This is a genomic window from Microcoleus sp. AT8-B5, from assembly GCF_036705565.1.
Lineage (GTDB): Bacteria > Cyanobacteriota > Cyanobacteriia > Cyanobacteriales > Microcoleaceae > Microcoleus.
In genome coordinates this window covers 1-25937 of the sequence record NZ_JAUBUY010000008.1, presented here as the reverse complement: position 1 = coordinate 25937, position 25937 = coordinate 1, and the positions used below count along the sequence as shown (strand labels likewise).

The following is a 25937-nucleotide window of genomic DNA, read 5'->3' as shown; positions in this document are numbered from 1 at the left end:
TTACGGGTAAGGACACGGCATCACAGCCGTGTCCCGGAAGGGGCTGGTAGGCGATCGATCTGATTTCATATCATTTGGGGATGCAGGGGGCGATCGTTTATACTGGTTGAAAGTCGGATTGTCGATCGGCTTGTAGGGCGCTTTGGGCACGGCCAAAAAGCCTTGGACGTAGAGCGCCCCCTCAATAGCTAAGGCTGCCTTACAAGCGTTGTCAAAGCAAGTTTTAGCTTTGCTTTTGATCGGGGTCGCGATTTCTATCTATCGCACCTCATCTAACAGTTCGGTCATGACGTTTTCTCTCGATATCACTCAGTATTAGTTTAATATCATATGCCCAACTCATGTTTGAGAGTTTTTACTGCATCAATTGCTTCTTGAATTTCGCGACCGTAAGTTTGGCTAATTTGTGCATGATTTAGGGGATTCATAATTAATGTACGATATAATTCAATATTTTGTTTACAGGTTGCACTTAGAAACAGAGTTCCATCCTTTTTGTAGGCGATAAGTGGTTGCCAAAAGTCATCGGTTGTTAATTTTTTAGACTCTTCTTGATATTTTACCTTTAAGTAATGCTTATCACAGAATTTTTTGAGGATGACTTCAAAGGCGGTACGCAAATATACAGCGGATGCTTTGAGATCGGGAGCTTGAGGGGGAGCCGGGGTAAGATATTGTTGTGCTTTGTCTAAATAATCAGTGTCTTGCTTCCAGACAGGAATTTCTAAATCCTCTGTAATTTTTCCGCAATAAAGTTCCTGAAAAACCCATTTGTTACCATCAAATCTCTGTTTAAGAATTTCATACCACTCCCGATCGTAGGTCATCAAAAATATTTGGTACTCGCTGAATTGATCTTTGATAATATCAATTAAGGGGAGGCGATTAGACATATCTAAGCCAATAAAAATATCATCTAAGGCGAGTAGTTTGAGTTGGGGTTTCGGTGCTACGAGGAGAGAGCTAAAATAAAGCGCGATCGCAATAGCAGAGAGTTTTGCTTCATTCAGGAAGTGATGTGGACTAGATATTTCTCGTTCTAGGAACTTAATATTTAATAAAATCTTCCGATTGTCAATACAATTTTCTTTTTGGTCGTCTCTATATTTGGCTGTGTTATCAAAAGTAATGCCTTGAAAATGTAAAGAAATGACAATTTTATAGCCAAAATATTCCATCAGTTGTGTAGCTTTTTGCTCTAACTCGTTGAGCTTGGCGCGTAGTCCTTGATTAAAGATTTGGCTTTCGGCTTCAAAAATAGCAATTTTGCGCTTGTGATTTTTTTGTTTTGGAACAATTGCTAGTAAGTCATTCCAGTTATCAGGAAAGGTTCTTTGCAGAGGATGAAGGTCATTAATACACTGTCCTAACAGGCTATGAACTAATAGCTCAAAAATATTGACTTCGGACTCTTTGTGATGGATAAAATGAACTTCAAGTAAACGTTTATAGTCTAGGATACCTTTAGCTTGAGATGCGGCAATTATGTCTGGATCGTTGGTAGTGCGGGTGGTAGATGACCACTCGTGAACAATTTGGGGTGTATTCAGGTTTTGTCGCAAAAAGAATTTGATATAGCCTTCCTCATTTTCCGGTGCAAAGATATTTTTATATTGCTCAAAGTCTAGATTATTAATTCCAGATTCAAGCAGATACTGAAGTGCTAATAAAAGGGAGGATTTACCGCTACCATTTTCACCATAAATCAGTAAGTTTGGTTTCCCACGTTCTCCAACTTTTGCTAATTCGACAATATGATGATTGTAGAAAGCACGAAAATTTTTAATCTCAACTTTAATAATTCTCATCCTAAACCTCTAATAATACGAACGACTTCTAAACTATTCAAAAAATAAATATTAACCCGAATCGGATGCTCAGAGTCAAACAGTCGTTTAAAGATTTGTCTCAGCGCTGGCATTTTATCACCTTTGATGGTATCGAAAACGGGAAGATTTTCCGATAACACATGACTCATGAAGTATTTGTCATGGCTGTGCAATTCTTCCGGTAAATATAACTCCATCACCAGCGCATCCACAACTTGCTCAAAATAACTCAGCATCAATTTGTCTTCTGCTGTTTCTACCATCTTTTCGCCATGACTAGGAATATCTTTGAGTTCGCCGGTGAGGTAGATTATGTAATTAACTAGGGTTTCAATAACATTGCGCTGTGGTTCAGTGGTCGTAGGGATAGGAATTTGAGAGACATAGATAGATTTGAAACGCTTAAAGTCACCACGCACAGCAGGACAAATTTGATTGATAAAAAATTGTATCATTCCAGAGTTAAGAAAGCCTAGTAAATATTTTGACTCTGCTGGAATCAAAAACAAGGTACAGTCAGGGTAAAAACTATTAGTATCAAAAGCAAATTCACAACGAATAGCAATATCTGGGTAAACAATCTTAGGCTGCTCAAACTCTTGCCAATAAGCGACGTTATCCTGAATTTCGTACCATTTATAAGTACCGACTTTTCTACCTGTACCTGGTGTGAGCTTTTCTTGGTACTGGCTTAGGTAATTTTCAATTGCTGGATACTTCTTGATATCAATTCCTCGTCTTGTAAAAATCAACCATAAGTTTTGATATTCAACACTCCATCTTTTAACATCCCTTCCGCGCAAAAAAGGTTTGAGAACTTCCGCCGATGATGGATGTTCAGCAATTAGCCTATCTCGCGTTTCTCTATCCACCACAAATGCTTCGTTAAAGCCTGTTTTAATACCGTAATAAAATCTGCCATTCACATATTCCCCTAGCGGTGTACCAGTTGTTCGCAGTTTTTCCAACAAATTGAGAACTGTTGACGACTCTAGCCGCCAACCATCAGCAGTCAACTCCTTTTGTGCCATCAAAAAGCTCTGATTTTCAAACACTGAAGCAAACTGATCGACAGCTTGCCCTAATTCCCAATTTAAAACGCGAGTTTGATGATTTTTAGGCTGTTCTTTACTAGCAATAATGATGCTAGGGTAAGCAATAGCCGTAAAAATCGGTGCATCACCAAAATCAATTAATTGCTGAATAGTCGATTCATTAGCTAAAAACTTACGCAGCTTTTCCCCGTAACCAGAGCGAAAATATTTATTTGATGAGATGTAGCAGAGAATACCTTGATTTTTCAGGAGCTTTAACCCTTGCTCATAAAAATAAACATACAAATCAGCTACACCTGTATAACAATCATACTGACTTTTAAAGATGGGTTTAAACTCTTTAATTTGTTCTTGGCGCACATAGGGCGGATTGCCAATACAAACATCAAAACCATCACCTAGCCCAAACATCCATTCTGAATCAAAAAAATCAGCCACAGCATTTTGCTCATAAGGCTTCCAATTAGCCAACTTTTCCGCACTTTCACTCGGAAACCCACCACTTTTAAGAATCTCACTAATCTGATGACGAACTTGATCATCCAATTCTCGATACTTAGCCTTAGTTTTAGGAGTACGAGCCATAAAATAACTTCTGCGAACCTCTGCTAATTCCTTTTCCTTTTGTTCAATGCGAGGATCACGTAAAGTAAAATCAGCAGCCCCTTTAATTCCAATCAAAGCATTAGCCGCCACAAACTTAGTTTCCAAATTCGGTAAAGGACGTACACCCCGATTTTCCTGAGAATCATCAATATTTTGGTGAACAATCAGCGAAATGAAAAACCTTAACTTAGAAATCTGGATAGCCACCGGCTGAATATCTACCCCATAAATGCAGTTTTCAATTAAATATAACTTCCGTCCATAATCCAACTCATTATGCTCAAAAGCTTGCTCAATATCCTCAATTACCTTTTCTCGAATCGTGCCATCAGGAATCTCACTAGCCTTAGATATTTGCTTTTCCTTCCATCTGCCATTTTGCGGGTCAAGCTTACTCAAAATATACACCAATTTATGCAAAATACCCATCGGAAAAGCACCCGAACCGCAAGCCGGGTCGAGAATTTTCAAATTATCAATCGCCTCAATCAATCCTGATACTTCTGTATCTGTAAACTGATGCGACTGATTATTATAAGCAAACAGATGGCGCAACCTTTGATTCACTTCTTTTTCTCCACTGAGTGAAGTCAATTTACCTTCCAAACAAGCAATTAATGCCTCATCTACCATGTAATCAACAATTTCACGCGGCGTATAAAAAGATCCGGTTTGCTTCCTAGCAGTTGTATTCGTTTCCGGGTTATAAGCAGCGAGTAAATTTTCAAATACCTTCCCTAACAACTCAGGATCAAGGGCAATTTCTTCCTCAATCGGGGTATTTTCAGTAACAGTAAACTTATAACTATGAAAAATATTAATTAAACCTCGCACCGTATAGCGCTTGTTTTTTGTCCCGTAAACATCATTCAGATCAATTTGTTGAGCGGATTCACTAAAAAATAGACAATTAGGAATATTTAGCCGATTATCCTGACGTTCCGAAAAACCATCAATGCGGACAATCTGTTTAGGCTGATATTGATCGGGTTTATCCAAACATTCAAATAAACCACCATTCAGAAATGGAATATTATCAAACAATCTGAGTATCGCTGGGGAATCGTGAAAATAATGCTCATAGCGATAGACATTATGCACCATGTAATTTTGGTCACGTCCCCCTGCTTGCTTCGCCTTATTTCTAAACTTACGATTATCAGGTTTACTAGGAGTATTCATCTCCTGATTCAGGGTTGCAAAGAATAAATTTTGCAGAATCGCTTTATAATAAGTGCTTTCTGTCGGTTCATAGGACTTGATTAATTGCTGTACCCTTTGATAGTTAAACAAATCATCTGGTACCAACCCTTTTTCCTTGAGAAACCAAACAAAAATCAATCTCGTAATTAAACGAATAACGCTAGTAGCATTACGAATCTCGACATTTCCCCCCGCACCTTCGGGAAAAGTAACATTTTGTACCGCCCAAAAATACCAGTTAGCTACTTCTTTGAAAAACCGTTTATTTAGTTCAGAAGTATCAAGAGTTTTCTGCCAAGCATCATGCAATTGGTCAAAGTTAGTAAATTGATACTGTTTAAACAACTGAGGTAATGAAAGGTCAAAAAGTATTTCAATATGAGCGCGATGGGGCTGAAAAATATTAATATCTTTAATTAAAGTGATTTTTTCTAAAACATCCTTAGAAGTTGCTCGTTTATTAGGACGGCGGTTAATTATCGACAAAGTAAAACACTCACCATGTCGGAATAAAACCATAATCGGAATATCAGATTGACGGTTAACTTCGCGAGTAATGTCCGATAGCTGACTGCGTGTGTAATCATTCTCCCGCAACTCAACCGCCAAGAAAATATAAGATTGCAGATAATTTTGATCTATGTTACTAGAAAATCCTAATTTACGATTGGATTTAATCTCATCTTCAGTCAGTTGAAACAAAAAATCAACCGACTTCCATTGAGATAAACTCGCCCGTTGCTGGTTGATTTCCCCAAATCCAAAAGTATCGATAAAATCTTCAGGGGAATTGCTATCTAACTCAAATTTTCTTTGCGTCGTATATCCTAGGGTTTGGAATAATAGCTCTAGCTTCTCGGCTGCATTACCCGCAGCTAAACTTTGGATAGATTTCGCAATTTTATCTTTCATCTCTCGTTCATTCATCTTTAATCACCAACCATGTAATTAAATCGAAATCAGTTTTGCTTGTCACCTGTTTTTTGTGTTCTGGCATTACCGCACCTTTACCAGACTTAAACAAATTACTACCTAACCGCTTCTTAAAAGTCCGAGTAATCGAATCAACCGCCCTCTCAAGCAAATCGTTATAAACACTCATATCTTCCCCGTTATTCGTCTGGTTGTCAAACAAATTACACAACGAGTCATAAGCTTGCGCCTGATTCGCACATAACAACCGAAACATCTCTAAAATCTGCTTAGGTTGAGCAAAACTGAAACGTACTACCTGATCCTCTCTAATATACACCAGAAAGTACGGTTGCAGAGGATTAACCTGCTCATTTCCCGAAGTATCACCTTTCTGTTTTAAACAAAAAATTACTCCTGGTGCAATTATCGGATTTTCCGACGCTGGTGGAACGACTGCATAAATACCCAAAGGTGCATCTTCTAGCTGTTTCTGGTTCCTTTGCAAGTAATTACTTAGTTCAATGCGAAAGTCATCTAAGGTAAACTCATTGAGGGCAACGCTTTCGTTGAAATCCTCTAAATCTAATACCTCATTCTGCAATCGTAATAACTGTTTATCTCTATATTTTAAATCCGTTTGAATTAACTCTTCAATTTCATCCGGTTCCAGCAAGTTGTCTTCAAAGGTAGCGGCAATATCTACCAACGCCATCCTTGCTTCTACTCGATTTTTGAGATTGATGTATTTATTTAAGTCATCAGTAGGCCAGAAATTCACTAACTGTACTGTATGGTTAACACTACCGATACGGTCAATCCGTCCAAAACGCTGAATGATTCTGACTGGATTCCAATGAATATCGTAATTAACTAGATAATCGCAATCCTGTAAATTTTGCCCTTCAGAAATACAATCTGTCGCAATCAATAAATCAATCTCTCCATCTTGGGGCATAGATGGCATCTTGTCGCGCTTTTTGGAAATGGGAGAGAAATTAGTCAGAATTTGATTGAACTCATTCTTGCCAAATGTAGTTTTATTTCGGCCAGTTCCCCCAACTACTAAAGCTATGTTAATATTGAGCTTAGAAGTTGCGCTCCATTCGTGCAAAGCCTGATAAAGATACTCTGCTGTATCGGCAAAAGCAGTAAATACCAAAACTTTACGGTTAGGTTGATTTTGTTTATTAATTGTTGGCTGTTTTACTTTGTTTTGAATCAATTTTTTCAATTCGGCTAACTTGGCATCCCGCGTTTCATCAACCTGCAAAGCGGAATTATAAAGAATCTTGAGTTGTTGCTTATCCTCTGCTAAATCTTTTAACCATTCATCAGTATCAAGATGTGCCATCTTAAAAGTAAACCTGGAACCAACCTCGATAGCTGCTTGTAGTTCTTCATCATCAATATCTTCAAGATTTAACTGATTAAACTCAATATTCTGGTTTTGATCTCGAAACTGCTTAAAGGTTTTAATTCGTTCCTGTAAATCTGCAATTTTAGCGATAGTCCTTGCCATCGTAATTGCAAAGGATGTCACCGAACTTTCCAGCCGTTTAAGAAAGTTAACTTTCATCATCCCGATGAGAAAATATTCGCGTACACTCTGCTTAAATCTTTGTCCTGATTTATGTTCGTATTCTTCTCTGTACTGCGGCAAAACATATTTAGAAGGGTTAAATAATGACAATTTATAATTAGAAATTTCATCATTGAGTTTGTCGTAGGACATAAACTTACCTTTCAAATCAATTGTTGGAAAGATAGACAAGGGTTTTATCCTAATTGGGAAGCCGCCTAATTGCTCTACAACATCTTTATAATATTTTTGAATATGTTTGCGAGAACGAGCTATGGTTAATTCGTCAAGCAGTTTAAAAAACCCAGAATCAAGGGAATTTAAGAGTTCGCTAGTTATGCGACTACTCTTTTTTGACCAAGTGGTAAAAGCTCGTTGAGCGCTAGCTAGAGTATCTTTCAGGCTAACTACACCAATTGCTGCTTGAAAAGCATCATCCTTGCCTTCAGTGATAAATTCAAGCTGATGTCTTAAATCAGTCAGGTTATTATTAACAGGAGTAGCAGAGAGTAATAGAACCTTGGTTTTAATGCCCGCTTTAATAATGTCATCCATCAGTCGCTCATAACGACTTTTACGAATTATATTCCCATCTTCATCTCGCTTACCCTTAGTGTTGTTGCGGAAATTATGGGATTCATCAATTACTACTAGGTCATAATTTCCCCAGTTAAGAGTCCCTAAATCGGTATCACCGGATTTGCCAGACTCACGACTTAAATCTGTGTGAGATAAGACTGTATAATTAAAGCGATCGCTAACAAATGGATTTACTTCACTATTATTCTGTGCGTGATAGATTGTCCAGTTTTCGCGTAATTTTTTTGGACATAACACTAAAACTCTATAGTTCAGGATTTCAAAATATTTAATAACTGCTAAGGCTTCATAGGTTTTTCCTAAACCCACACTATCGGCAATAATACAACCATTATGGGTGCGAATTTTATTAATTGCTCCTATTACGCCATGTTTTTGAAATTCCAATAAAGTATTCCATATGGTAGTATCAACTAGCTGGTTGCTTTCACTGAACAATCCAGCGTATTGTTGGTCTGCTAAAAATTTTTCAAAGATATGAAATAGGGTTTTGTAGTAAACCAGTTCTGGGGTGGAGTTAGTATATAATTGTTCTAAATAAAACAACACATCTGCTTTGATATCTTTGACCAGTTCTTCATTGTTCCAAATTTGGTCAAACCAAACTTTGAAATCATAAGTGTCTTCTATGCTACTGACGATTAAATTTAATTCAATATTGTTGATATTGTCAGACAATCCTAAGCCTTTTATGGTAAAATTAGAACTTCCCATAATCGCGGAGGGAACTCGATAAATGGTAGTCGATCCATCGGGTCTGATGTCCTGTACTTCATTGTCAATATGATAGAGTTTTCCGTGCAAGAAGTTAGACTTTGCGATCGATTTTATCTCTACTTTTTCTCTAATCCAGTCAGCACAATCTTTGGCTAAACGTTTTTGTTGAAGCTGCTTTAGGAGGGTTAACCCTTCTCGATCGATTAAGAAGGCTTTGGTTTCATTTCTGTGAGGATCGAGAACAAAAGTTGGTTCGCCAAACAGGAATTGTAATTTTTCAATTTTCAATAGCTGTTCTTTCAGCTCTTCAAAAGCATAAATTGTAAAATAAGCTGAAACAATTGATAAGCGGGAACCTTCTTTGATTTTAAATCTTAAAAAATCACCAACACACCCCCGTGTGTGGTTATCTTTAATGCCTGAATATGATAAGGAAAAAATCGAACGGGGCATATTTTTTACCTGTTCAAGGTTTATTGTTAAACATATTTTTTTTTAAGAATGTTAAAATCTTGTAGGACTTACGCAAGTGTCACAGTTAAATCAACTTGTAGGATGCCCCGGACATTGATTATTTCGATTTCAACAGATTTTTCGGCTCCGGGACACCCTACGGAGAGGCTACATTAAGGGAAGAGTGAGCGAAATATCAGCGGAAAACAGAACTCTCGGTAGGATCGAAAACCTATAACCCTTGATTTATAAATGATTTAAATTCATGGACACAACTGGACTCGAACCAGTGACCCCTACGATGTCAACGTAGTGCTCTAACCAACTGAGCTATGCGTCCTCACGAATTCCTAATGTAGCAGAACATTCGATCGCCTGTCAAGCATAAATATGAAATTTTTTAAGCGGGCACTCTTGACATCGCCCCTAATGCCCAATCCCCCGCCAAATCTTCACAGTTCGATCGCCCGCACCGCTAGCCAAACTCCCCCCATCAGCACTAAACGCCACCGACAAAACCTCCTCCCCGTGGCCCGTCAGAATTTCCAGCAAACCCCCCGTACCCGCATCCCACAAATAAATCGTCCCATCCCGACTCCCCGTCGCCAAAACCCGACCATCGGGACTCAACGCCACACACAAAACATCCCCAGAATTGTCCCTCATACTCCGCAACAGCATTCCACGCCCCTGTGCATCCACCCGCCACAGCTTCGCCGTACCATCCCGACTCCCGCTAGCCAAAATCAATCCTTCTCCTACTCCCCCCCTTACCAAGGGGGGGCTGGGGGGGGTCTGACCGGCAGGGGACACAGAGGAAGTCAATCCTTCTCCTACTCCCCCCCTTACCAAGGGGGGGCTGGGGGGGGTCGCAAAAACGATCGCCCGCACCCAATCCCCGTGCTCCGCCAGAGTACAAATCGATCGACCCTTTTGCCAATCCCACAACTGCACAGTCTTGTCCCGGCTGCCGCTAGCCAAAAACTCCCCGCCAGAACTAAAAGCCACCGCCTCCACCCCGCCAGCGTGACCAGTCAAAGCCGACATCGGCCTTCCCTTATTCAAATTCCACAACTGCACAGTTTTGTCCCGACTGCCGCTAGCCAAAACCTGACCATCCCGACTAAACGCCACAGCAGCAACCCTGTCAGAATGACCAGCCAAAGCGTACCACCACTTACCCTTATTCAAATCCCAAATATGAATCATTTTGTCCCGGCCGCCACTAGCCAAAGTCGCGCCATCAGGACTAAACGCCACACAAGTCACCCAGTCAGAATGACCCGTAAGAGTGTACCACCGCCTACCAGTCTCCAACTTCCACATCTCAATCGTCTTGTCCTCACTGCCGCTAGCTAAAGTCGCGCCATCAGGACTGAAAGCTACCGACGTAACAGCATTAGAATGCCCTACCAGAGTATGAACACACCTCCAAGTAGGCGCGCGTGCGGGCACAACCCGCTGCATCGGCGGCACAGGTAAAATGGTGCCTGCAACCGTTGGCGGCACTGCATTCTGCACCACAGGCGTCCTCTGCGGCACGGAAATTTTAGGCGCTGGTAGGGGCGGTGCCCCCGTGCCCGCCCCCGTGCCCGCCCCCGCCGACTGCTGCGGCTGCAAATCTTTCAATACCTCAGCTACAGATTTGTAGCGCCGACTGAGACTCGATTCGATCATTTTGTCGAGGATGCGACTTAATTTCGGATCAATTGGAACCTTCAAAAAGTCTCGCCAAACCCAAGCATCTTGATTGATATCGAACAAATCAAAAGGAGATATTTGAGTCAGCAAATAAATGCAAGTTACTCCCAAACTATACAAATCACTGGCATAAACCGCTTGACCTCTAATTTGTTCCGGCGCGACGAATTCGGGAGAACCGATGACTGTACCGGTTTCTCTCAAACCCTCCACAAGTTTTGCAGCGCCAAAATCAACTAAAACTAATTCCCCGGTTAATGTTGGGTAAGTATAAATGGTGGGAGTTTGAGAAAGGCGGCGGCGGATAATATTGGGGGGTTTAATATCTCGGTGAATTACACTGCGATCGTGCACGAACTGCAATACTGGCAATAAATCCTTCAGCAGACTAAGAATCTGACTTTCGCTGAAAGGCCCACTCCGCGCCAACTCTTCCTGTAAATTCTGACCTTCTATAAATTCCTGTACCAAATACTGATAGCGTTCCTGCTGAAAGTGCGCCAGCAGTTCGGGAATTTGCGGGTGTTTCCCCAATTCGTCTAGCCGCACCGCTTCTCGGTTGAATAATTCTGCTGCTTTCTCGCTGCTGCTGGTACCTTGGGATAGGGGAAAAAACTGTTTAATTGCACAGCGCGGTTTTGAGGGTTTGTCTTGGTCTATTGCTAAAAAAGTGCGGCCAAAACCGCCGCGCCCAAGGGGTTTGATGGCGCGGTAACGCTCTCTGAGCAACAGTTTGGAGCCGCAATTCAGGCAGAATTGGGTACGATCGGCATTTTGCGGGTTTTGACAGGCGGGGTTTAGGCAATAACTCATAACTAAACCGAGAAGGAATCAGCAGCACATCTCTATGATACTGACGCCCAAGCGCGATCGACTCTCGCGTTACAATTAAAAACCAAAGGACTTGAGTCGTCAGAATTTAAGATGTGGCTTTTACTTTCAGAGCATACTCTTTAAACCTTTCCAAGTCAGCCTGAATTGTCGATTCAACCACGCGGCCCAGAAATAGGTTATCCATCAATTTTCCCAGCCAGCCGGGAATTCCGTAAGCCACTGTCAGCTTGACGATACTGCTGTCTTTGCGATCGTAAAATCTTACGGCACCTCGATTTGGTAAGCCGTCTACCGATTCCCACTGAATTATCTGATTCGGCACTAATTTGAGAATCCGAGAAAGCCAGCTAAATTCTAACCCGCCAGTTGCGAGTTTCCAGCGAGACAACTCTGGATCTTCTTCGAGAACATGAACAGATTCTATCCACTTCATCCAGCGCGGCATTTGCTCTAAATCTGACCAGAGTTGCCACGCTAATTCGATGGGAATTGCCACTTCTACTTGGACACTGTGTTCTAACCAATCAGTCATGGGATTTTAGATTTTAGATTTTAGATTTTAGATTGAAGAATTGTTTCTTTTTTTCTTGTTACCAGGAAGAGCCTGGTAACGCAGATCCAGAGGCTCCGCCTCACTTTTCCTCTCGAATACTGGAGGCAGAGCCTCCCGATCGCCCTTCCCAGGCAGAGCCTGGGAACGAGAGAAAACGATAGAAGACTAAGGACTAATGACTGTAAGCTTCGAGAATTGCCTTAGCGGCTTGATGGCCTGAAAGTGTCGCTCCTTCCATACTATCAATGTAGTCTTGCTGAGTGTAACTTCCTGCTAAAAAGAAATTGGCGATCGGAGTTTTTTGAGCAGGGCGGAAAACATCCATTCCCGGTGCTTCGCGATACAAAGATTGAGCTAGCTTCACTACACTGTACCAAGTCATGTTTAATTCCCGCGCTGACGGGAATAAATCCTGAACTTGCTTAAGTACGTGTTGGGCGATCGCCTCATTGCTTTGTTTAATAAACGGATCTCCCGGAGTCAACACCAACTGCAACAGAGAACCTTGTCCTTCCTTATAATAATCCTTGGGACTTGTCAGCGCCAAATCAGCAAAACAGGAAAAATCTGCATCTGCTGAATATAGCAAATTATCGATGCCGACAGCGTGGCTCAACTGTTTGCGCTTGGCTTCGTCTTCCAATTCCGTTACCCAACCGTCGAACCGCAATTGCACTGTAGCAACTGGCACCGCATCTAATTTATAAATGTTGTCAAATTCTGACCATTTGCGCCAAGCTGGGGGCAATATTTTCTGAATTCCTGGTACGTCTAATGCAAAAAGATAAGCATCAGCGGTAATAGTTTCTTCAGTTTCGCCGCTAGCTACTGCCAAGCCTGTGACGCGGGTTTCTGCACCTTCTTCAAACTGAATTTCTCGGACTCTGCGCCGCGTGTAAATTTTTGCTCCTTTCTTTTCCAAATATTCCACAATTGGCTTGTGCAAATATTCGCTGGGAGAACCGGCCAGCATTCGCATCCTTGATGCTTCTGTTTTGGTAGCAAAGAATTGAAATATTGTCAGCATACACCGAGCAGAAATATTTTCGGTGTCGATAAAACCCAGTGCGTAGGCGATCGGATTCCACATTCTTTTGAGCGAGTTTTGGTTGCCGCCATGACTGCGGAACCAGTCAGCAAAGCTAACTTTATCCAAATCGCGGATGGTTTTCATCGCTCCGTCAAAGTCGATCAAACCTCGGACGATCGGGCTAGTTCCCAGGGCGATCGAATTTTGGATTTTGTCCTGTACCGATAGCTGAGATGTAGTAAAAAATGCCTTCAATCCGTGCAAAGGAGCACCCACCGGAAAGCGAAAATCCAAAGAACCAGTTTCGCCGCCTCGATTGATAAAAGTGTGGACGTGTTCTTTGACGAGCAAGTCGTCAAAAGCTCCCACTTTTTTCATCAGGGCAAATAAGTTATAATAGCAACCGAAGAAGACGTGCAAACCCATTTCAACGTGATTGCCGTCGGGATCTACCCAACTGCCGACTTTGCCGCCAACAAAGGGGCGGGATTCAAAAATTTCTACTTCGTGGCCGGCCTCCACTAAATCGACTGCTGTGGTCATTCCAGCCAGTCCCGCACCTGCGATCGCAACCCGCATTTTACCTATCCTTTACAGTATTTTTACAAATTGTAACAAAATTTAGAATATTAGAAATATTATTAAAGTTCGTAAATGCCGATCGACACTTGTATAGCCCTCTGAATTCTGGCTAGGACATCGGCACTAAGTTGACCGTAAGCGCCTTGTTCCAGATAAGTCTTTTGGACAGTTATAATTTGCTCGCAGACAGCCAGCGAGTCAGATTCTAACCCTCCTTCACCAGGCGGAATCAAAACCCGACTCGGAGTTTCGCCCCCTCTCAAATCGCTAGTAAAAGGGACAATCAGTACAGTACGGCTCAATTCATTCCGGCTATCTATGGAAACGACAGCAACAGGACGCTTTTTGGTATCTCCGATCGTTCGCAAAGCTCTAACAAGATAAACTTCGCCTTGTCGCGGATAAGCTTCTGTCATTGTATCAAAGACCTTCCTCTATTAAAATTTCTTCCATTTGTTCCTGAGCAAATGTTGCCCATTCTTCCTCAAACTCAATATCTTCTTGGCTGCAGTTTTGATAAAACTTCCGCAACTTATCTTCTATTTGCTTAGCGTACCAGAGACGGAGAGCTTGTTCGATCGCCTCCGTCCAATCATCAGTAAGTTGGTCTATTTTCTCCGCGAATTCAGCATCAAGGGCGACTAACACTTCTCGCTTTTGAGTAGAATTTGACATAATCATTTTCCTTTATAATTTAAAAACTAGGGTGCGCTGGGGCGCACCTTACAAATTACTTTTACATATTCTTTCTTCCTTCTTCCTTCTTCCTTCTTCCTGCTTCTTTATTCCTTCAAAACATCGGCATTAACTGAAGTGGCCCAATTCCCAACTCTTTAGCAGACACCCAGCGAACCTCAAGCAAAGCGATCATATCCTTAAACTGAGGCTGACCGCGAGAAGCACCCATCAACCCTTTAGCAATAATCAAACCGCACCAACCGTTGGTTAATTTACAGCGACGGTCCCATTTCTTGCGAGCTTCCTGATGCACCGGATCGTCTTCATTAAACTCCCCAAACAAATACAGCTCCCCATTTTTAGTTTGCAAAATACCCAAGTCGAATTGCTCATCCTGAAAAGGATTTTCGCCCGGATTAAAACCAATCCCCTTCACACCTCCAGCTTCTTTCAAATCCTGAATCATAGTTTTTGCCTTCGGATGAGAAGTTTGGATCATCACCACCGGCAAACCATCTCCGGCGGTATTAATATCAACTTCTGCACCTTGGTGAAACTGGACACTTTGGCGCAGGAAATCTACCGTTTCCCAAGGTACGGCACCGAGACTCAAAAATGAATTTTGCGGTACTAAATCGTCCCGCAGCAGTGGCTTGTCAAATTCATCATCGTCATCATCGTCATCATCGTCATCACCGAGCATCTGTAATAATTCGTCTGACACATCGGGCATCGTGGAAACTTTAACGGATACCTGTTGAATTTCTCCGTCAGGCTGCGGAACAGGGATGCGGTAGCGGCTGCTAAGAGTGGGAAAAGTGTCTGAGCCCAATTTCCGGCGGCCGTTGCGGAAAAAGCGATGAAATGCTTCGAGAGCAACTAACATCGTGAGGGCTTCTTCTTCGTAAAGGATCGATCGCAATCCTTCTAAAGGATGTAGGTTGCCGAAATTTGGTTCAATTTCCGAGGGAGGCAAATCGGCTAAATCAATTTCGTCCTCGTCGTCCTCATCAATATCTGCTGCACTTTCAAAGGTAACAAACAAACAGTCTTGCCCTAAAAAAGCCTGTTCTAAATCTTCAAAAGATTCATCGTTGACGACTCGTTCTCGAAACCGCTTCAAGGATTCTAGAGAACGGTACAGTAAAACTCCGTAATCCATTCTGCCTTGCCCCAATACGGACACGTAGAGGCTGGCGACATCCCACTGATTGATTTCAATAGATATAATTTGGTGTTCCCTCAAAGTCCGCCACGGAGCGTCTTGCCAAATTTGAGCAGCTTTTTCCATTAAAACTTCAGCATACTGAGGTGGCAACTCAGGAGGTCTGTTGATGGCGACCTCTTCCATGCCGCGAAATATTTCGTCAATTAGGGGCAATTCCGGCACGTAGTCAATGGAAATGCCTAAATCTTGAAGTACGCCCCGCAGATAAAATTGAATTTCTCGGTTTTTGACTACTATTTTTTGGGGGCGGACTGCGGGAGCCGGACTTTGGGGATGTTCCATTGCCCGTAGCAGGGCCCGGACGAGCGCCTCTGGGCCGGCATCTGGGCCTACCATGTCCATAGCCCTCACGACTCCTTCGGAGCCATCGACCCAGAGAATGCACTCGCCACCAGCTTCTAGAACGTCATCGTCATCTAGCATCATGTGTGAGTCAGCATTAGATAAGGGTCGGCGATCGCCCTCCCACACGCTGGGAATTTGAGGTAAGTTTTGTAGCCGACGAAGAGTAGTGCGATTCAGCGCTGCCATAGAGTAAGCCCGTTGGGTGAAGCATTGTTGCGGTGCCGGTAGCCGGTCAACCGCTGCTTATCAATCATAAACCCTATAGGGGGAGAGGACATCGAGCTGGGGAACGAGGCCCCACGGGAATTAAAAATTAGAAGCTAAAAATTCGGCCTTCAGCATCTAACCTTATGCCTTCTGGCGAATGCCTGTACAATGGAGGGATAAGATTACACTCTTAGCATTAGACAATCTCAGGAGTTCGGCAAATTATGACTCAAGCCATTTCTGAAAAGCGCGGCATTCAAATGACGGACTCTGCTGTCCGTCAAGTTTTAGCTCTGAGAGAGAAACAAGGTAAAGACCTCTGCTTGCGGGTAGGGGTGCGCCAGGGCGGCTGCTCTGGTATGTCTTACGTCATGGATTTCGCAGATCCGAGCACTGTGAAATCCGACGATGAAGTGTTCGACTACGATGGTTTTCAGGTAGTTTGCGATCGCAAGAGCATTCTTTATCTCTACGGTTTGGTTCTCGACTTCAGCGATGCTATGATCGGGGGCGGTTTTCAGTTTACTAACCCCAACGCAACTCAAACTTGCGGTTGTGGCAGTTCATTTTCTACATAAATTGGAAAATAGGGCATTGGGGATTGGTAATTGCTAATTGCTGAGAATGCCTCGGACTGCCTTGCGGCGTCCGGCACCCAATGCTCTTTCCAATCTAAAATCTCAAATCCCAAATCTAAAATCGAATGACCCCTGAAGAATTGTTTAAAGACGGTTTCGATCGCTACCAAGCTGGCGAAGCCCCGGCTAATCTGATCCCCGTGTTTAAAGAAGTGTGCGAAAAAGCTCCCAAAAATGGCAATGCTTGGGCTAGCCTCGCGTGGCTCTACCTGTTGGAAAATAAACCATCTTCGGCTCAAAAAGCAGCGAAAACAGCCGTTAAATTGAACCCTCATGACCCCCAAGCTCGCATCAACCTAGCAGTAGCGATCCTCGATCTCAAAGAGAAAGGAGTGCGTCCCCACGTAGAAGTGGCTCAGCAACTTCTGATGGCTTCCGAAGAGTTACTCGACGAAGTTAAAAAAAATTTTGAAGAAGGATTAAGTAGAAAACCCGACTGGAAGAGTCTCGCCCGCGTTAAACAGTGGCTTCTGGAGCCGTAACCGCGCAAACAAGTCTATTTGGGGCGGGGATCGACGAAAGTGGCTTTGCGGTTTATTACGACATCGTAATAAATCAATAAATAACTTTATGGAAAACTCAGAAAGTCAGTGCTAGTATTTGAAGACTTAGACGATTGACAAACCCGCTCAGCGGTTTTCAGATTTTACTACGATAATACTAGGAGTTGTAAAAACATGAGCACTGACAGCCACGTTAACATCAAACCCGCAACCCGCAACCACAAAGGTTTCTTTATTCAGCCAGCTTCTTACAAGTTGATGAGCATCGATAAATCCGGTTGGGCCTTGATTTGCATGGACAAAGCAGTTTGTCACTACGTAGACCCGGATGATTTGCAATTGCCCAATAAATCAGGAATGTCTGAAGGTTAATTCTGAAGTTGTGAGAGACTTTAAGATGCTTTATTTGAGTAGCTGCCCTCCATGGAGGGCAGCATCTTTTTTAGTAAGAAAAAAGTCCGGCAACGCGCAGTGAGCTCATGTCAGGTCGCTCAACCATAATATCCGGTCGGGGCGGGTTTATTGGATTTGGGATTTGTGTTGAATATCACGGTGAACCCGCCCCTACAACAATCACGATCGATTCACCGGACATGATATGAATCGGGATTTAAGGGATAGGCTGTTACGAATCTAGATTGTATTTTTGGGCGGGCGGGACGCTAGGGCCCCTACTCCCCACAAGACTTTGATTTTTTTTTGACACACAATTTAAGGCCGCAACAGCTTAGGAATGAGAATTAAATAACTTCCAAAAGTTTGTGGGATGGGCTTTCAGGCCCATCCCACAATAACAATTAAAATTGTAAGTTATTTAATTCGCGATCCTTAGAAGGATAGAAGGAAGAATTACCGATTACAAATTACCGATTACAAATTGCCTAATTGTTGTTAGATTTCAAGGCAAAAAGCATCTCCAACTCAGCAGTTGTCGGTTGCGTAGAAGCTGTGGCTACGCTAACTCCTCGGAGAGAATTCAGCAATTCAGCGGCGGGCGGGGAAACTAAATTTGGCTGTACTGCAAGCAAATATTGGTTAGCCCAAGACAGGGTTTTTTCCATATCTATGTAAAAGTAACCTTGGTTGGCTTGCGGTAAAGAAGTGGCGATCGCCTGAAAACTCGGACTGCTGCTTAACGGCTGGGGCGGCGTCGAAGTAATCACATCAACTAAAGGCCCGCCGAAAGCTACAAACACAGAATTTTCATTCAGCCAACCGTGCCCGAATAAAGTGCCTTGCTGGGGTATTTTCCATTCCGTAACTTCCTTTCCTTGAACTTGTCTGGGGGCGACACTGACTGTAGGATTGCTTTTGGCGATCGCATCGAGTTTTTTCAGAGTTGCTTCTGCAGCAGGGCGATCGCTGGTTTCAAAAATCATCGCCGCCCCCATGCCCAACTGAGACAAAATCCCTTGATCCGAACCGATCGCCCCGATCGCAAATTCCCCATTCATCCAACCAAAAACCTCTCGATCCGCATCCAAATCCAACCGCTTAAAACTATCCCTCACCTGCTGAACTCCCCTGTCAACTTCCGGGCTATCTTGTGCCTCAGCGGTTGCTTGCGACCAAATTTGATCGATTCCCTTGCCGCCGACTAAAGCAAGAGTTTCACCAGGAAATCTGGGCAACAATTTTGATGTAAATTGTGGAGTTTGCTGCACGAATTTAGGGTCTAACTGAGCAATAGTTTTTACCCTCAATCCCGCACTATCCGCACCAATTCCCGCAACCAAAGACTTAACCTGTTTGAACTGCGAAAACACTGTCCAAGGCAACTGGATATCAGCGGGCAAATTAGCTTTCAATTGCTCAATTGCCGCAGGATAGTCAGCAATATAAACAGTTGCGATCGGATTCTTGACACCAGCACTCTCTGCAAAAAACTTAGTTGTGCTCTGCTGCGTAGCGAGGGAGGGTTCTCCTTTAAAAGTATCGATCGCCAATTCCACAGGCTGTCTCAAAGGAGCCATCACTAATTGGTCGTTCAGCAAAGCCACACTGTAGCGCTTGCCAGTTGGCTCTGCAATCTCAAAAATTTTAACTCCTTTATACTCGGTTTCTTGAGTAGTTGCACCGGGCTGAGATTTTAATTTATTCGCAAAATTCCAAGCGCTAATTTTATTTTTGACGCTGACTACTACCAGCAGTTTTGGAGGCTCTGTATTCGTGACAGCATCAGGGGGTAGCAAAGCGACCATCACCCCCCCCAGCCAAGGCTTTAAGTCCCTGTCAAAGTCGATTTGAGTGCCTGCCAAGCTTTGTTCTTGAAAGGCCTTCAAACCCTGACCGATCAACTTTTGAGCCCCTGGCGTGCCAAATCGCTGCAATTGTGACAGCGCTTGGGGATTGGGGGAGATAAACGCGGCCATCATTGCTTCGTCGGGTACAACTTTGGCGCTGTCTTGAGGGTTGGATACTTGTTGGCTCAAACCCTGGAAGTAAAAGTAGACCGCAGCGCTACCTGCTGCGGCGATGGAGGCAGCAATTAGAAGCTTTGATTTTTTTGCAGGCATGGTTTGTGTTCCTCGTGTCCTTTATCAGTTTAATGAAAATACACTTGGCTTGTCGGGAGGGGATCGAGGCTGCTGTTTATTTTTGTATGATTTAACACAAGTTTGGACGATCGTCTAAACTACTAAAAATGTGCATTGCGGGTAAAAGATGAAAGTAGCGATCGCGGGAGCAACGGGATTTGTAGGTAGCCGGCTGGTGGAGAAGCTGCAAGCTGCGGGACATCAAGTTGTGGTTTTGAGCAGGGATGGGGCGAAGGCTAGCCGAGTTTTTCCGGCTTCAGCTTATCCGAATTTGGAAGTTGTCGCCTACACTCCAGCGGAGTCTGGTGATTGGCAAAAGTCGATCGCGGGCTGCGACGCTGTTGTCAATTTAGCTGGGGTTCCGATTGCGGAGGAAAGGTGGACGGAGGCGCGCCAGCAAGCAATTCTGGACAGTCGCAAACTGACTACGGCAAAATTGGTCGAGGCGATCGTCAATGCTAATCCTAGACCATCGGTGTTTGTGAGCGCATCGGCGATCGGCTATTACGGAACCAGCGAAACCGCTGAGTTTGACGAAACGAGCCTCGCGGGAAACGATTTTTTAGCAACAGTTTGCAAAGACTGGGAAGCAGCCGCCCAACCTGCAAAAAATGCGGGAACGCGGTTAGCAATTTTGCGGCTGGGGATAGTTTTGGGAATGGGAGGCGCGTTGGCAAAAATGCTGCCACCTTTTAAACTATTTGCAGGCGGCCCAATTGGGACAGGAAAACAGTGGTTTTCTTGGGTTCATCGCGAGGATGTGGTTGATTTAATTTTGTACGCTTTGCAAAATTCGCAAGTTGAAGGCGTTTTGAATGCAACAGCACCGAATCCGGTGCGGATGAATGAATTGTGCCAAACTTTAGGGGAAGTTTTAAAGCGGCCTTCTTGGTTGCCGGTGCCAGGTTTTGCTTTAGAAATGCTTTTGGGAGACGGGGCAAAAGTTGTTTTGGAAGGGCAGAAAGTGTTGCCGAAACAAACTTTAGCTAGTGGTTTTCAATATCAATATCCGACGCTGAAATTAGCACTCGAAGAGATTTTATCGGGAAGTTAGAAGTCGCATCCTCGTTGTCCAAGAAACCGGGTTTCTGCGATAATTTTGGCATCTTCACGCCCGATTTGGTGAAGAAACCCGGTTTCTGAGGCCCTGCCAACCATCCAAGAAACCGGGTTTCTGCGATACTTTTGGCATCCTACCGAAGATTTGGGTAAGAAACCCGGTTTCTGACTCCCCGACGCGCGCCCCTCAGCCTCAGCCAAGAAACCGGGTTTCTGCGACAATTTTGGCATCCTACCGAAGATTTGGGTAAGAAACCCGGTTTCTGACTCCCCGACGCGCGCCCCTCAGCCTCAGCCAAGAAACCGGGTTTCTGCGATACTTTTGGCATCCTCACGCCCGATTTGGGTAAGAAACCCGGTTTCTGAACCCCACGCGCGCGCCCCTCAGCCTCAGCCAAGAAACCGGGTTTCTGCGATAATTTTGGCATCCTCACGCCCGATTTGGGTAAGAAACCCGGTTTCTGAACCCTCCCCTTCCGCTAGCCACTCACCTATCCTCTGATATGCCACGTCGCCAAATTATCTTCCAAGCGCGTAATTACTACCATGTTTATAACCGAGGTAATAACCGTCAGCTTATCTTTTTTGAGCGAGAAAACTATATTTATTTTTTACGTCAATTAAGAAACCATCTGATTATTCATGGTGTCGATATTATTGCTTATTGTTTGATGCCGAACCACTATCATTTATTAGTTTACCTGCAAACGGATGATTTTTCCAAGCTGATGCAGTCATTTACTCTGTCTTATGCTAAGGCTCTCAATAAACGCTATCAAAGGGTGGGTTCACTATTTCAGGGACGGTTTCAGGCGATTCATGTGGATGGAGAAGACTATTTATTACACTTAACTCGATATATTTACTTAAACCCAGTCTGTGCTAATATAGTTGAAAAAGCAGAGGATTGGGAGTTTTCCAGCTATCAGGAATATATTGATTTGCGTTAGGGAAGTTTACCTAAAATAGATGGAGTGCGATCGCAATTTTTTTCAGCCGATGCTTATCGTGACTTAACATTTGAAGAATTGAAGGCTTTAAGAAACCGGGTTTCTGGGATAATTTTGACATCCTCACGCCCGATTTGGGTAAGAAACCCGGTTTCTGAATCCCCACGCGTGTTCCCAGAAACTCCAAGAAACCGGGTTTCTGGGATAATTTTGGCATCCTACCCAAGATTTGGGTTTCAAACCCGGTTTCTCAACCCCCCACGCGATCGCGCCTAACCCTGAGCCAAGAAACCGGGTTTCTGTGATAATTTAGGCATCCTACCCAAGATTTGGGTTTCAAACCCGGTTTCTGAGCCCCACGCGCGACTATATCTAGTTGTTATAATAAATAAACCTGAGCATTTTTTCTTCTAATAGAATAGCTTGTATTAATTGCCAGATGAAGATTAAGCGCGATCCCCCCCCGGAGAGTGACAGAAGAGGGATATAGGGTTTAATCTTCAATATTGCGATCGCAATATAAACGCATTCTTAATATTCTGTTTATTCCTTGCTATTGAAACTGTTTCAGAGTAATCTAGTAACCATAAGTCAGTTATAATATTTTCATAAGTTGGATTCACGAAAAATTTCTGCAAGTTTAACTCACATCTCTTGCGCTCAAATCATATGGACACATCTGAAAAGTTTTGTTTTTGTACTCTAGCTGTAGGTGATAGGTATCGTGCTCATGTAAAGATGCTAGCTCAAGATATCCAGACCCATATGCCTTCCACAACTTTATGTATCCTAAGCGATCAACCAGAGCAGTTTAAAAATTTCCCTCATGTTCTGGTGTTCAAGCACCACCTCCAGAGTGTGAAAGGGTATCATGACAAACGTTTCGTTCTTGAAAAAGCTCTCTCACTATTTGAGAGTTGTATGTTTTTAGACTCTGATGTTAGATTGCTAGGCCCTCTAGTAGAAGAAATGAATTGGTCTCCTGGAATTACAGCAAGAGCAGGTACTGATTTGGTCAAACACATACAAAACATTAAAAATCCGAAAGAAATTGAAGTTATAAAAGCAGCAGGGCAAAAACTAAATATCGATCTTCAACAAGTGAAGTGGCTTCACGAGTTTATGTTTGTCATGAAGAGACAGAATGGATTAGAAGGAGAATTTTTTGAACTTTGGCAGACAATTTCTTACTTTTTTGAAATGCAAGAAATCTATCATGGTGAGGGTTATGCTATGGGGCTAGCTGCGGCTCGAATTGGGATGACATTTGATTTTTTCCGCGAAGACAAATTTCCATTCTTTAAGGATAATATTGAACGAGTAAGAATCCAAAATGGACAAGCAATTATTCAGGAGAAACAAATTTACTTCGACATCCATAAACAGATTGAATATCCCAAACGTTCTCTTTGGAAGAAAATCAACAACAAACTAAGTAAACAGGTTGTGTTTTATTATCGATTATTTAGACTGAGAGTTTTTATTAAAAAAGATCCTAATTATTATAAAATCTTTGGATGAGTATACAAAAAATAATGGCTCTTCATTACTTGGTATGCCAAATTGTATAGAAATGTAGTCAAAACCTTTGCGGAGCAAAGGTTTTGACTATTTATTTAGATGAATTGGGCTAGAATGAGCGATATTTCGTTTAATCCTTATTTAATATTGTTTCCGGTTGCATCGGAATGATTTAACCACAGAGAACGCAGAGAACACAGAGGGAGATAAGAGAGATGAATAATTCCGATGCTACCGGATTTGATATAACAAGGTTTACAGCTTGATTTTGGGTTGTTTAGCATACTACGTACTGAAGAACCAAATATTTCAACCTGAAAGCAGATGATGCAGTAATTTGCAGTATAGAAAATGGAAAAATAGTCATAGAGCCTGTAAATCAGAAAGTTTCCAAATATACCCTAGATGAATTATTAGCAGGCGAAATAGAACCGGGCGAAGAAATCTCTTGGGGAAAACCAGAAGGAGAAGAATTTTGCTAAAATATATCCCCGAACGAGGTCATTTTATTCGCTTCAATTTCGATAATCACAGAGATTTATGGAGAAACCCGGTTTCTGAACCCTGCCCGATCGTGAGCTTTGAGCAAACTCGCCGGATCGGGCCCAGCCGGGATAATGCAGCCGGGATTCAGCGGGAACAAATTGCCGTAATAATCGCGCTTGACAGCCTCCAAATCGCAAGTGCCGGCAACTCCCGGTAACTGGTACAAATCGCGCAGATAAGCTCCCAAATGCTCGTAATCTTGAATGCGGCGCAGATTGCATTTGAATAAGCTGTAGTAAACGGCATCAAAACGGAATAGAGTAGTAAAAAGCCGCACGTCTGCTAAAGTCACCCGATCGCCACACAAGTAACGACTCCTCAAGAGCGAGCGATCGATCTCGTCTAAAACAGCAAACAATTCACTGCAAGCCGAGTCATAAGCAGCTTGAGATTGCGCGAAACCGCAGCGATAAACGCCGTTATTCACCGATTGGTAAATCTTCTCATTCCACTCGTCAATTTGTTCTCGCAAATCCAGAGGATAAAGATCCATTTGAGGATTGCTAGCAAACTCGTTAAACTCCGAGTTTAGCATCACAATAATTTCCGAACTCTCATTATTGACGATCGCCTTTTTCGAGTCATCCCACAGCACCGGCACCGTACACCGCCCCTGATAGCCCGGTAAAGCCAACTGGTAAAGTTCCGGCATCGTGTTGCAGCCAAAAGTCTCCGACTCCATCACCCACATTCCCCCTTCCGAGGGATAGACAATAGATACGGATATCGCATCTTCAAGCCCTTTGAGCGCCCTCGTCACCAGAGTGCGGTGCGCCCAAGGGCACCCTTTACCCACGAAGAGGCGATACCGTCCCGTGGCGGGCCCGTGAGGGTTGTCTGGTGCAGTGCTGACAAAGTTCCGGAAACTGCTGCTGGGGCGAATGTATGCTCCCGTGCGATCGGGCGGCGCTAGTTTTGACATCATTAATTGCCACATTGATGTCCAGACAAATTTACCTAGCTTGACTGTTACGGATGAAGGAAGCGATTTGTTTTTCACGGCGGCGATTAAAAGAGGTTTGCTAAACATAATCTGCTTATTTTAACTCACAGCCGAAGGAAGAAGGAAGAAGGAAGAAGGAAGAAGGCAAACTAAGCAATGGTTTCAGCAATTAATAATGCACTCCCGCCTTCCGGGCGGGCTAGGAGCAACGGCCCACAATAAATTTAATTTTTGTAGAACAGGCTTTTCGGCCTGTTCTTTAAAATGATGAGCGACGAGGTTTGTTCCCTTTATATCTTGGATCATTTGCAATAATGCCCTTCAGGGCGGGCTAGAAGCCCAACCCCTACTCCCCACAATAAAATTTAATTTTTGTGGAACAGGCCGGAAAGCCTGTTAAGCGAGAATGATGAGCGACGAGTTTTATACTATCTATCCGAGGCTATTTCGCCATAAGCTCGATCGATCAATCGGCGAGCAACCGTCTGAATTCCGGTATGTTCGTAATAATTGGTACTCATGTCTAAAAACGCCGCCACATAATCCAATTTGTCATCGGTAACATCAATGTATTGCTTGAGATGGCCTAAAACTATGGCGGGAGTTAAGCCGCGAGACTGTACTAAATTGTTCATCCAACCTTGCGCTGAGGCGAAAGTTGTTGTCACGAATCCAAATTTTGCTGCATTATTAGCGCCGGGAATTAGGTTGCTGATATTTTGGAATGTTGAGTTTTGCTGCAAGGTTGAAGGATTCAATCCGCCTAGGGTATTTTGTGCTACTCTAAGGAAGTCCGGGCCAAGGGGAATTAAACCGTCAGCACAAACTAAAGCAGCCATCCGCATCAGAGATTCGTCTTTGTAATGGGATAAATAATTACCAAAGCTTCCCACATTGTTAAGGGAAATATTGTTAAGTTTGCAGTAGGCAATTAGCTCGATCGCCACGGGAGCGTGTCACTTTTGCAATGAGTATAAATACCCAAAAATACTAGGGCAGAGGTTTTGAGCTATTTTTGGGCAAAATCGGCGATAATAATGATGTCTTAATTAATGGCGATTGAACTATGACGGACGAAGAGCAACAGGCGATTCAAACACATGTAGAAGCTATTTCGGCAATTCT

Annotated in this window: 19 protein-coding genes and 1 tRNA gene; 6 read left to right on the top strand and 14 right to left on the bottom strand. The window is 43.2% G+C overall.

Going from position 1 to position 25937, the window contains the following annotated elements:
* The 11 genes from QUB39_RS07685 to QUB39_RS07635 form a co-directional block, all read right to left on the bottom strand.
* Nucleotides 1-150 carry a hypothetical protein gene (locus QUB39_RS07685; protein ID WP_333055577.1) on the bottom strand — a complete coding sequence of 50 codons (150 nt, stop codon included), beginning with the start codon at nt 148-150 and terminating at the stop codon, nt 1-3.
* 176 nt (nt 151-326) lie between these two features.
* Nucleotides 327-1808, bottom strand: coding sequence for an AAA family ATPase (locus QUB39_RS07680; RefSeq protein ID WP_333208026.1), 1482 nt, complete (start codon nt 1806-1808; stop codon nt 327-329).
* The gene (locus QUB39_RS07675; RefSeq protein ID WP_333208025.1) at nt 1805-5620 is read right to left on the bottom strand and encodes an Eco57I restriction-modification methylase domain-containing protein; all 3816 of its coding nucleotides are present in this window, start codon (nt 5618-5620) and stop codon (nt 1805-1807) included. Before QUB39_RS07675 ends, QUB39_RS07680 begins: the two co-directional genes overlap by 4 nt.
* Nucleotides 5613-8957, bottom strand: coding sequence for a helicase-related protein (locus tag QUB39_RS07670; protein ID WP_333055580.1), 3345 nt, complete (start codon nt 8955-8957; stop codon nt 5613-5615). Before QUB39_RS07670 ends, QUB39_RS07675 begins: the two co-directional genes overlap by 8 nt.
* Nucleotides 8958-9223: 266 nt before the next feature.
* A tRNA-Val gene (locus QUB39_RS07665) sits at nt 9224-9297 on the bottom strand.
* 86 nt (nt 9298-9383) lie between these two features.
* Entirely contained in the window at nt 9384-11471 is a 2088-nt protein-coding gene (locus QUB39_RS07660) for a serine/threonine-protein kinase (protein WP_333208024.1), read from the bottom strand.
* A 106-nt stretch (nt 11472-11577) separates the two neighbouring features.
* Nucleotides 11578-12024: an SRPBCC family protein gene (locus QUB39_RS07655; RefSeq protein WP_015175311.1), complete on the bottom strand. Its 447-nt coding sequence runs from the start codon at nt 12022-12024 to the stop codon at nt 11578-11580.
* Between the two features lie 193 nt (nt 12025-12217).
* Entirely contained in the window at nt 12218-13654 is a 1437-nt protein-coding gene (zds, locus tag QUB39_RS07650; RefSeq protein ID WP_333055582.1) for a 9,9'-di-cis-zeta-carotene desaturase, read from the bottom strand.
* Nucleotides 13655-13716: 62 nt separating this feature from the next.
* Complete coding sequence (locus QUB39_RS07645; RefSeq protein ID WP_333055583.1) at nt 13717-14073, bottom strand: type II toxin-antitoxin system PemK/MazF family toxin; 357 nt, start codon at nt 14071-14073, stop codon at nt 13717-13719.
* Nucleotides 14074-14077: 4 nt separating this feature from the next.
* A complete protein-coding gene (locus QUB39_RS07640) occupies nt 14078-14332 on the bottom strand; it encodes a hypothetical protein (RefSeq protein ID WP_333055584.1) in 255 nt (84 codons plus the stop codon).
* Between the two features lie 115 nt (nt 14333-14447).
* Nucleotides 14448-16094: a DUF6930 domain-containing protein gene (locus tag QUB39_RS07635; protein ID WP_333055585.1), complete on the bottom strand. Its 1647-nt coding sequence runs from the start codon at nt 16092-16094 to the stop codon at nt 14448-14450.
* Nucleotides 16095-16339: 245 nt separating this feature from the next.
* Between QUB39_RS07635 and QUB39_RS07630 the strand changes: the two genes are divergently transcribed.
* The 3 genes from QUB39_RS07630 (at nt 16340) to QUB39_RS07620 (ending at nt 17628) form a co-directional block, all read left to right on the top strand.
* Nucleotides 16340-16693, top strand: a complete 354-nt coding sequence (locus QUB39_RS07630) for a HesB/IscA family protein (protein ID WP_006632680.1) — start codon at nt 16340-16342, stop codon at nt 16691-16693.
* A 125-nt stretch (nt 16694-16818) separates the two neighbouring features.
* Complete coding sequence (locus QUB39_RS07625) at nt 16819-17235, top strand: tetratricopeptide repeat protein (RefSeq protein ID WP_333055586.1); 417 nt, start codon at nt 16819-16821, stop codon at nt 17233-17235.
* Between the two features lie 195 nt (nt 17236-17430).
* Nucleotides 17431-17628, top strand: coding sequence for a hypothetical protein (locus tag QUB39_RS07620; RefSeq protein WP_006632682.1), 198 nt, complete (start codon nt 17431-17433; stop codon nt 17626-17628).
* Between the two features lie 509 nt (nt 17629-18137).
* On the opposite strand, the gene QUB39_RS07615 is transcribed toward QUB39_RS07620, so the two are convergent.
* Nucleotides 18138-19772, bottom strand: coding sequence for a DUF3352 domain-containing protein (locus tag QUB39_RS07615; RefSeq protein WP_333057071.1), 1635 nt, complete (start codon nt 19770-19772; stop codon nt 18138-18140).
* 148 nt (nt 19773-19920) lie between these two features.
* Between QUB39_RS07615 and thyD the strand changes: the two genes are divergently transcribed.
* The 3 genes from thyD to QUB39_RS07600 all read left to right on the top strand — a co-directional run bounded on the left by thyD (nt 19921) and on the right by QUB39_RS07600 (nt 23323).
* Entirely contained in the window at nt 19921-20847 is a 927-nt protein-coding gene (thyD, locus tag QUB39_RS07610; protein WP_333208021.1) for a thylakoid membrane protein ThyD, read from the top strand.
* A gap of 508 nt (nt 20848-21355) precedes the next feature.
* Nucleotides 21356-21802 carry a transposase gene (locus QUB39_RS07605; RefSeq protein WP_333208020.1) on the top strand — a complete coding sequence of 149 codons (447 nt, stop codon included), beginning with the start codon at nt 21356-21358 and terminating at the stop codon, nt 21800-21802.
* A gap of 738 nt (nt 21803-22540) precedes the next feature.
* Nucleotides 22541-23323, top strand: coding sequence for a hypothetical protein (locus QUB39_RS07600; protein WP_333208019.1), 783 nt, complete (start codon nt 22541-22543; stop codon nt 23321-23323).
* Nucleotides 23324-23861: 538 nt separating this feature from the next.
* Here the strand turns inward: QUB39_RS07600 and QUB39_RS07595 are convergent.
* Together QUB39_RS07595 and QUB39_RS07590 are read right to left on the bottom strand one after the other, a co-directional pair.
* Nucleotides 23862-24806, bottom strand: a complete 945-nt coding sequence (locus tag QUB39_RS07595) for a glutathione S-transferase C-terminal domain-containing protein (RefSeq protein ID WP_333057075.1) — start codon at nt 24804-24806, stop codon at nt 23862-23864.
* A gap of 434 nt (nt 24807-25240) precedes the next feature.
* Complete coding sequence (locus QUB39_RS07590; RefSeq protein WP_333208018.1) at nt 25241-25759, bottom strand: hypothetical protein; 519 nt, start codon at nt 25757-25759, stop codon at nt 25241-25243.
* Nucleotides 25760-25937: the final 178 nt, after the last annotated feature.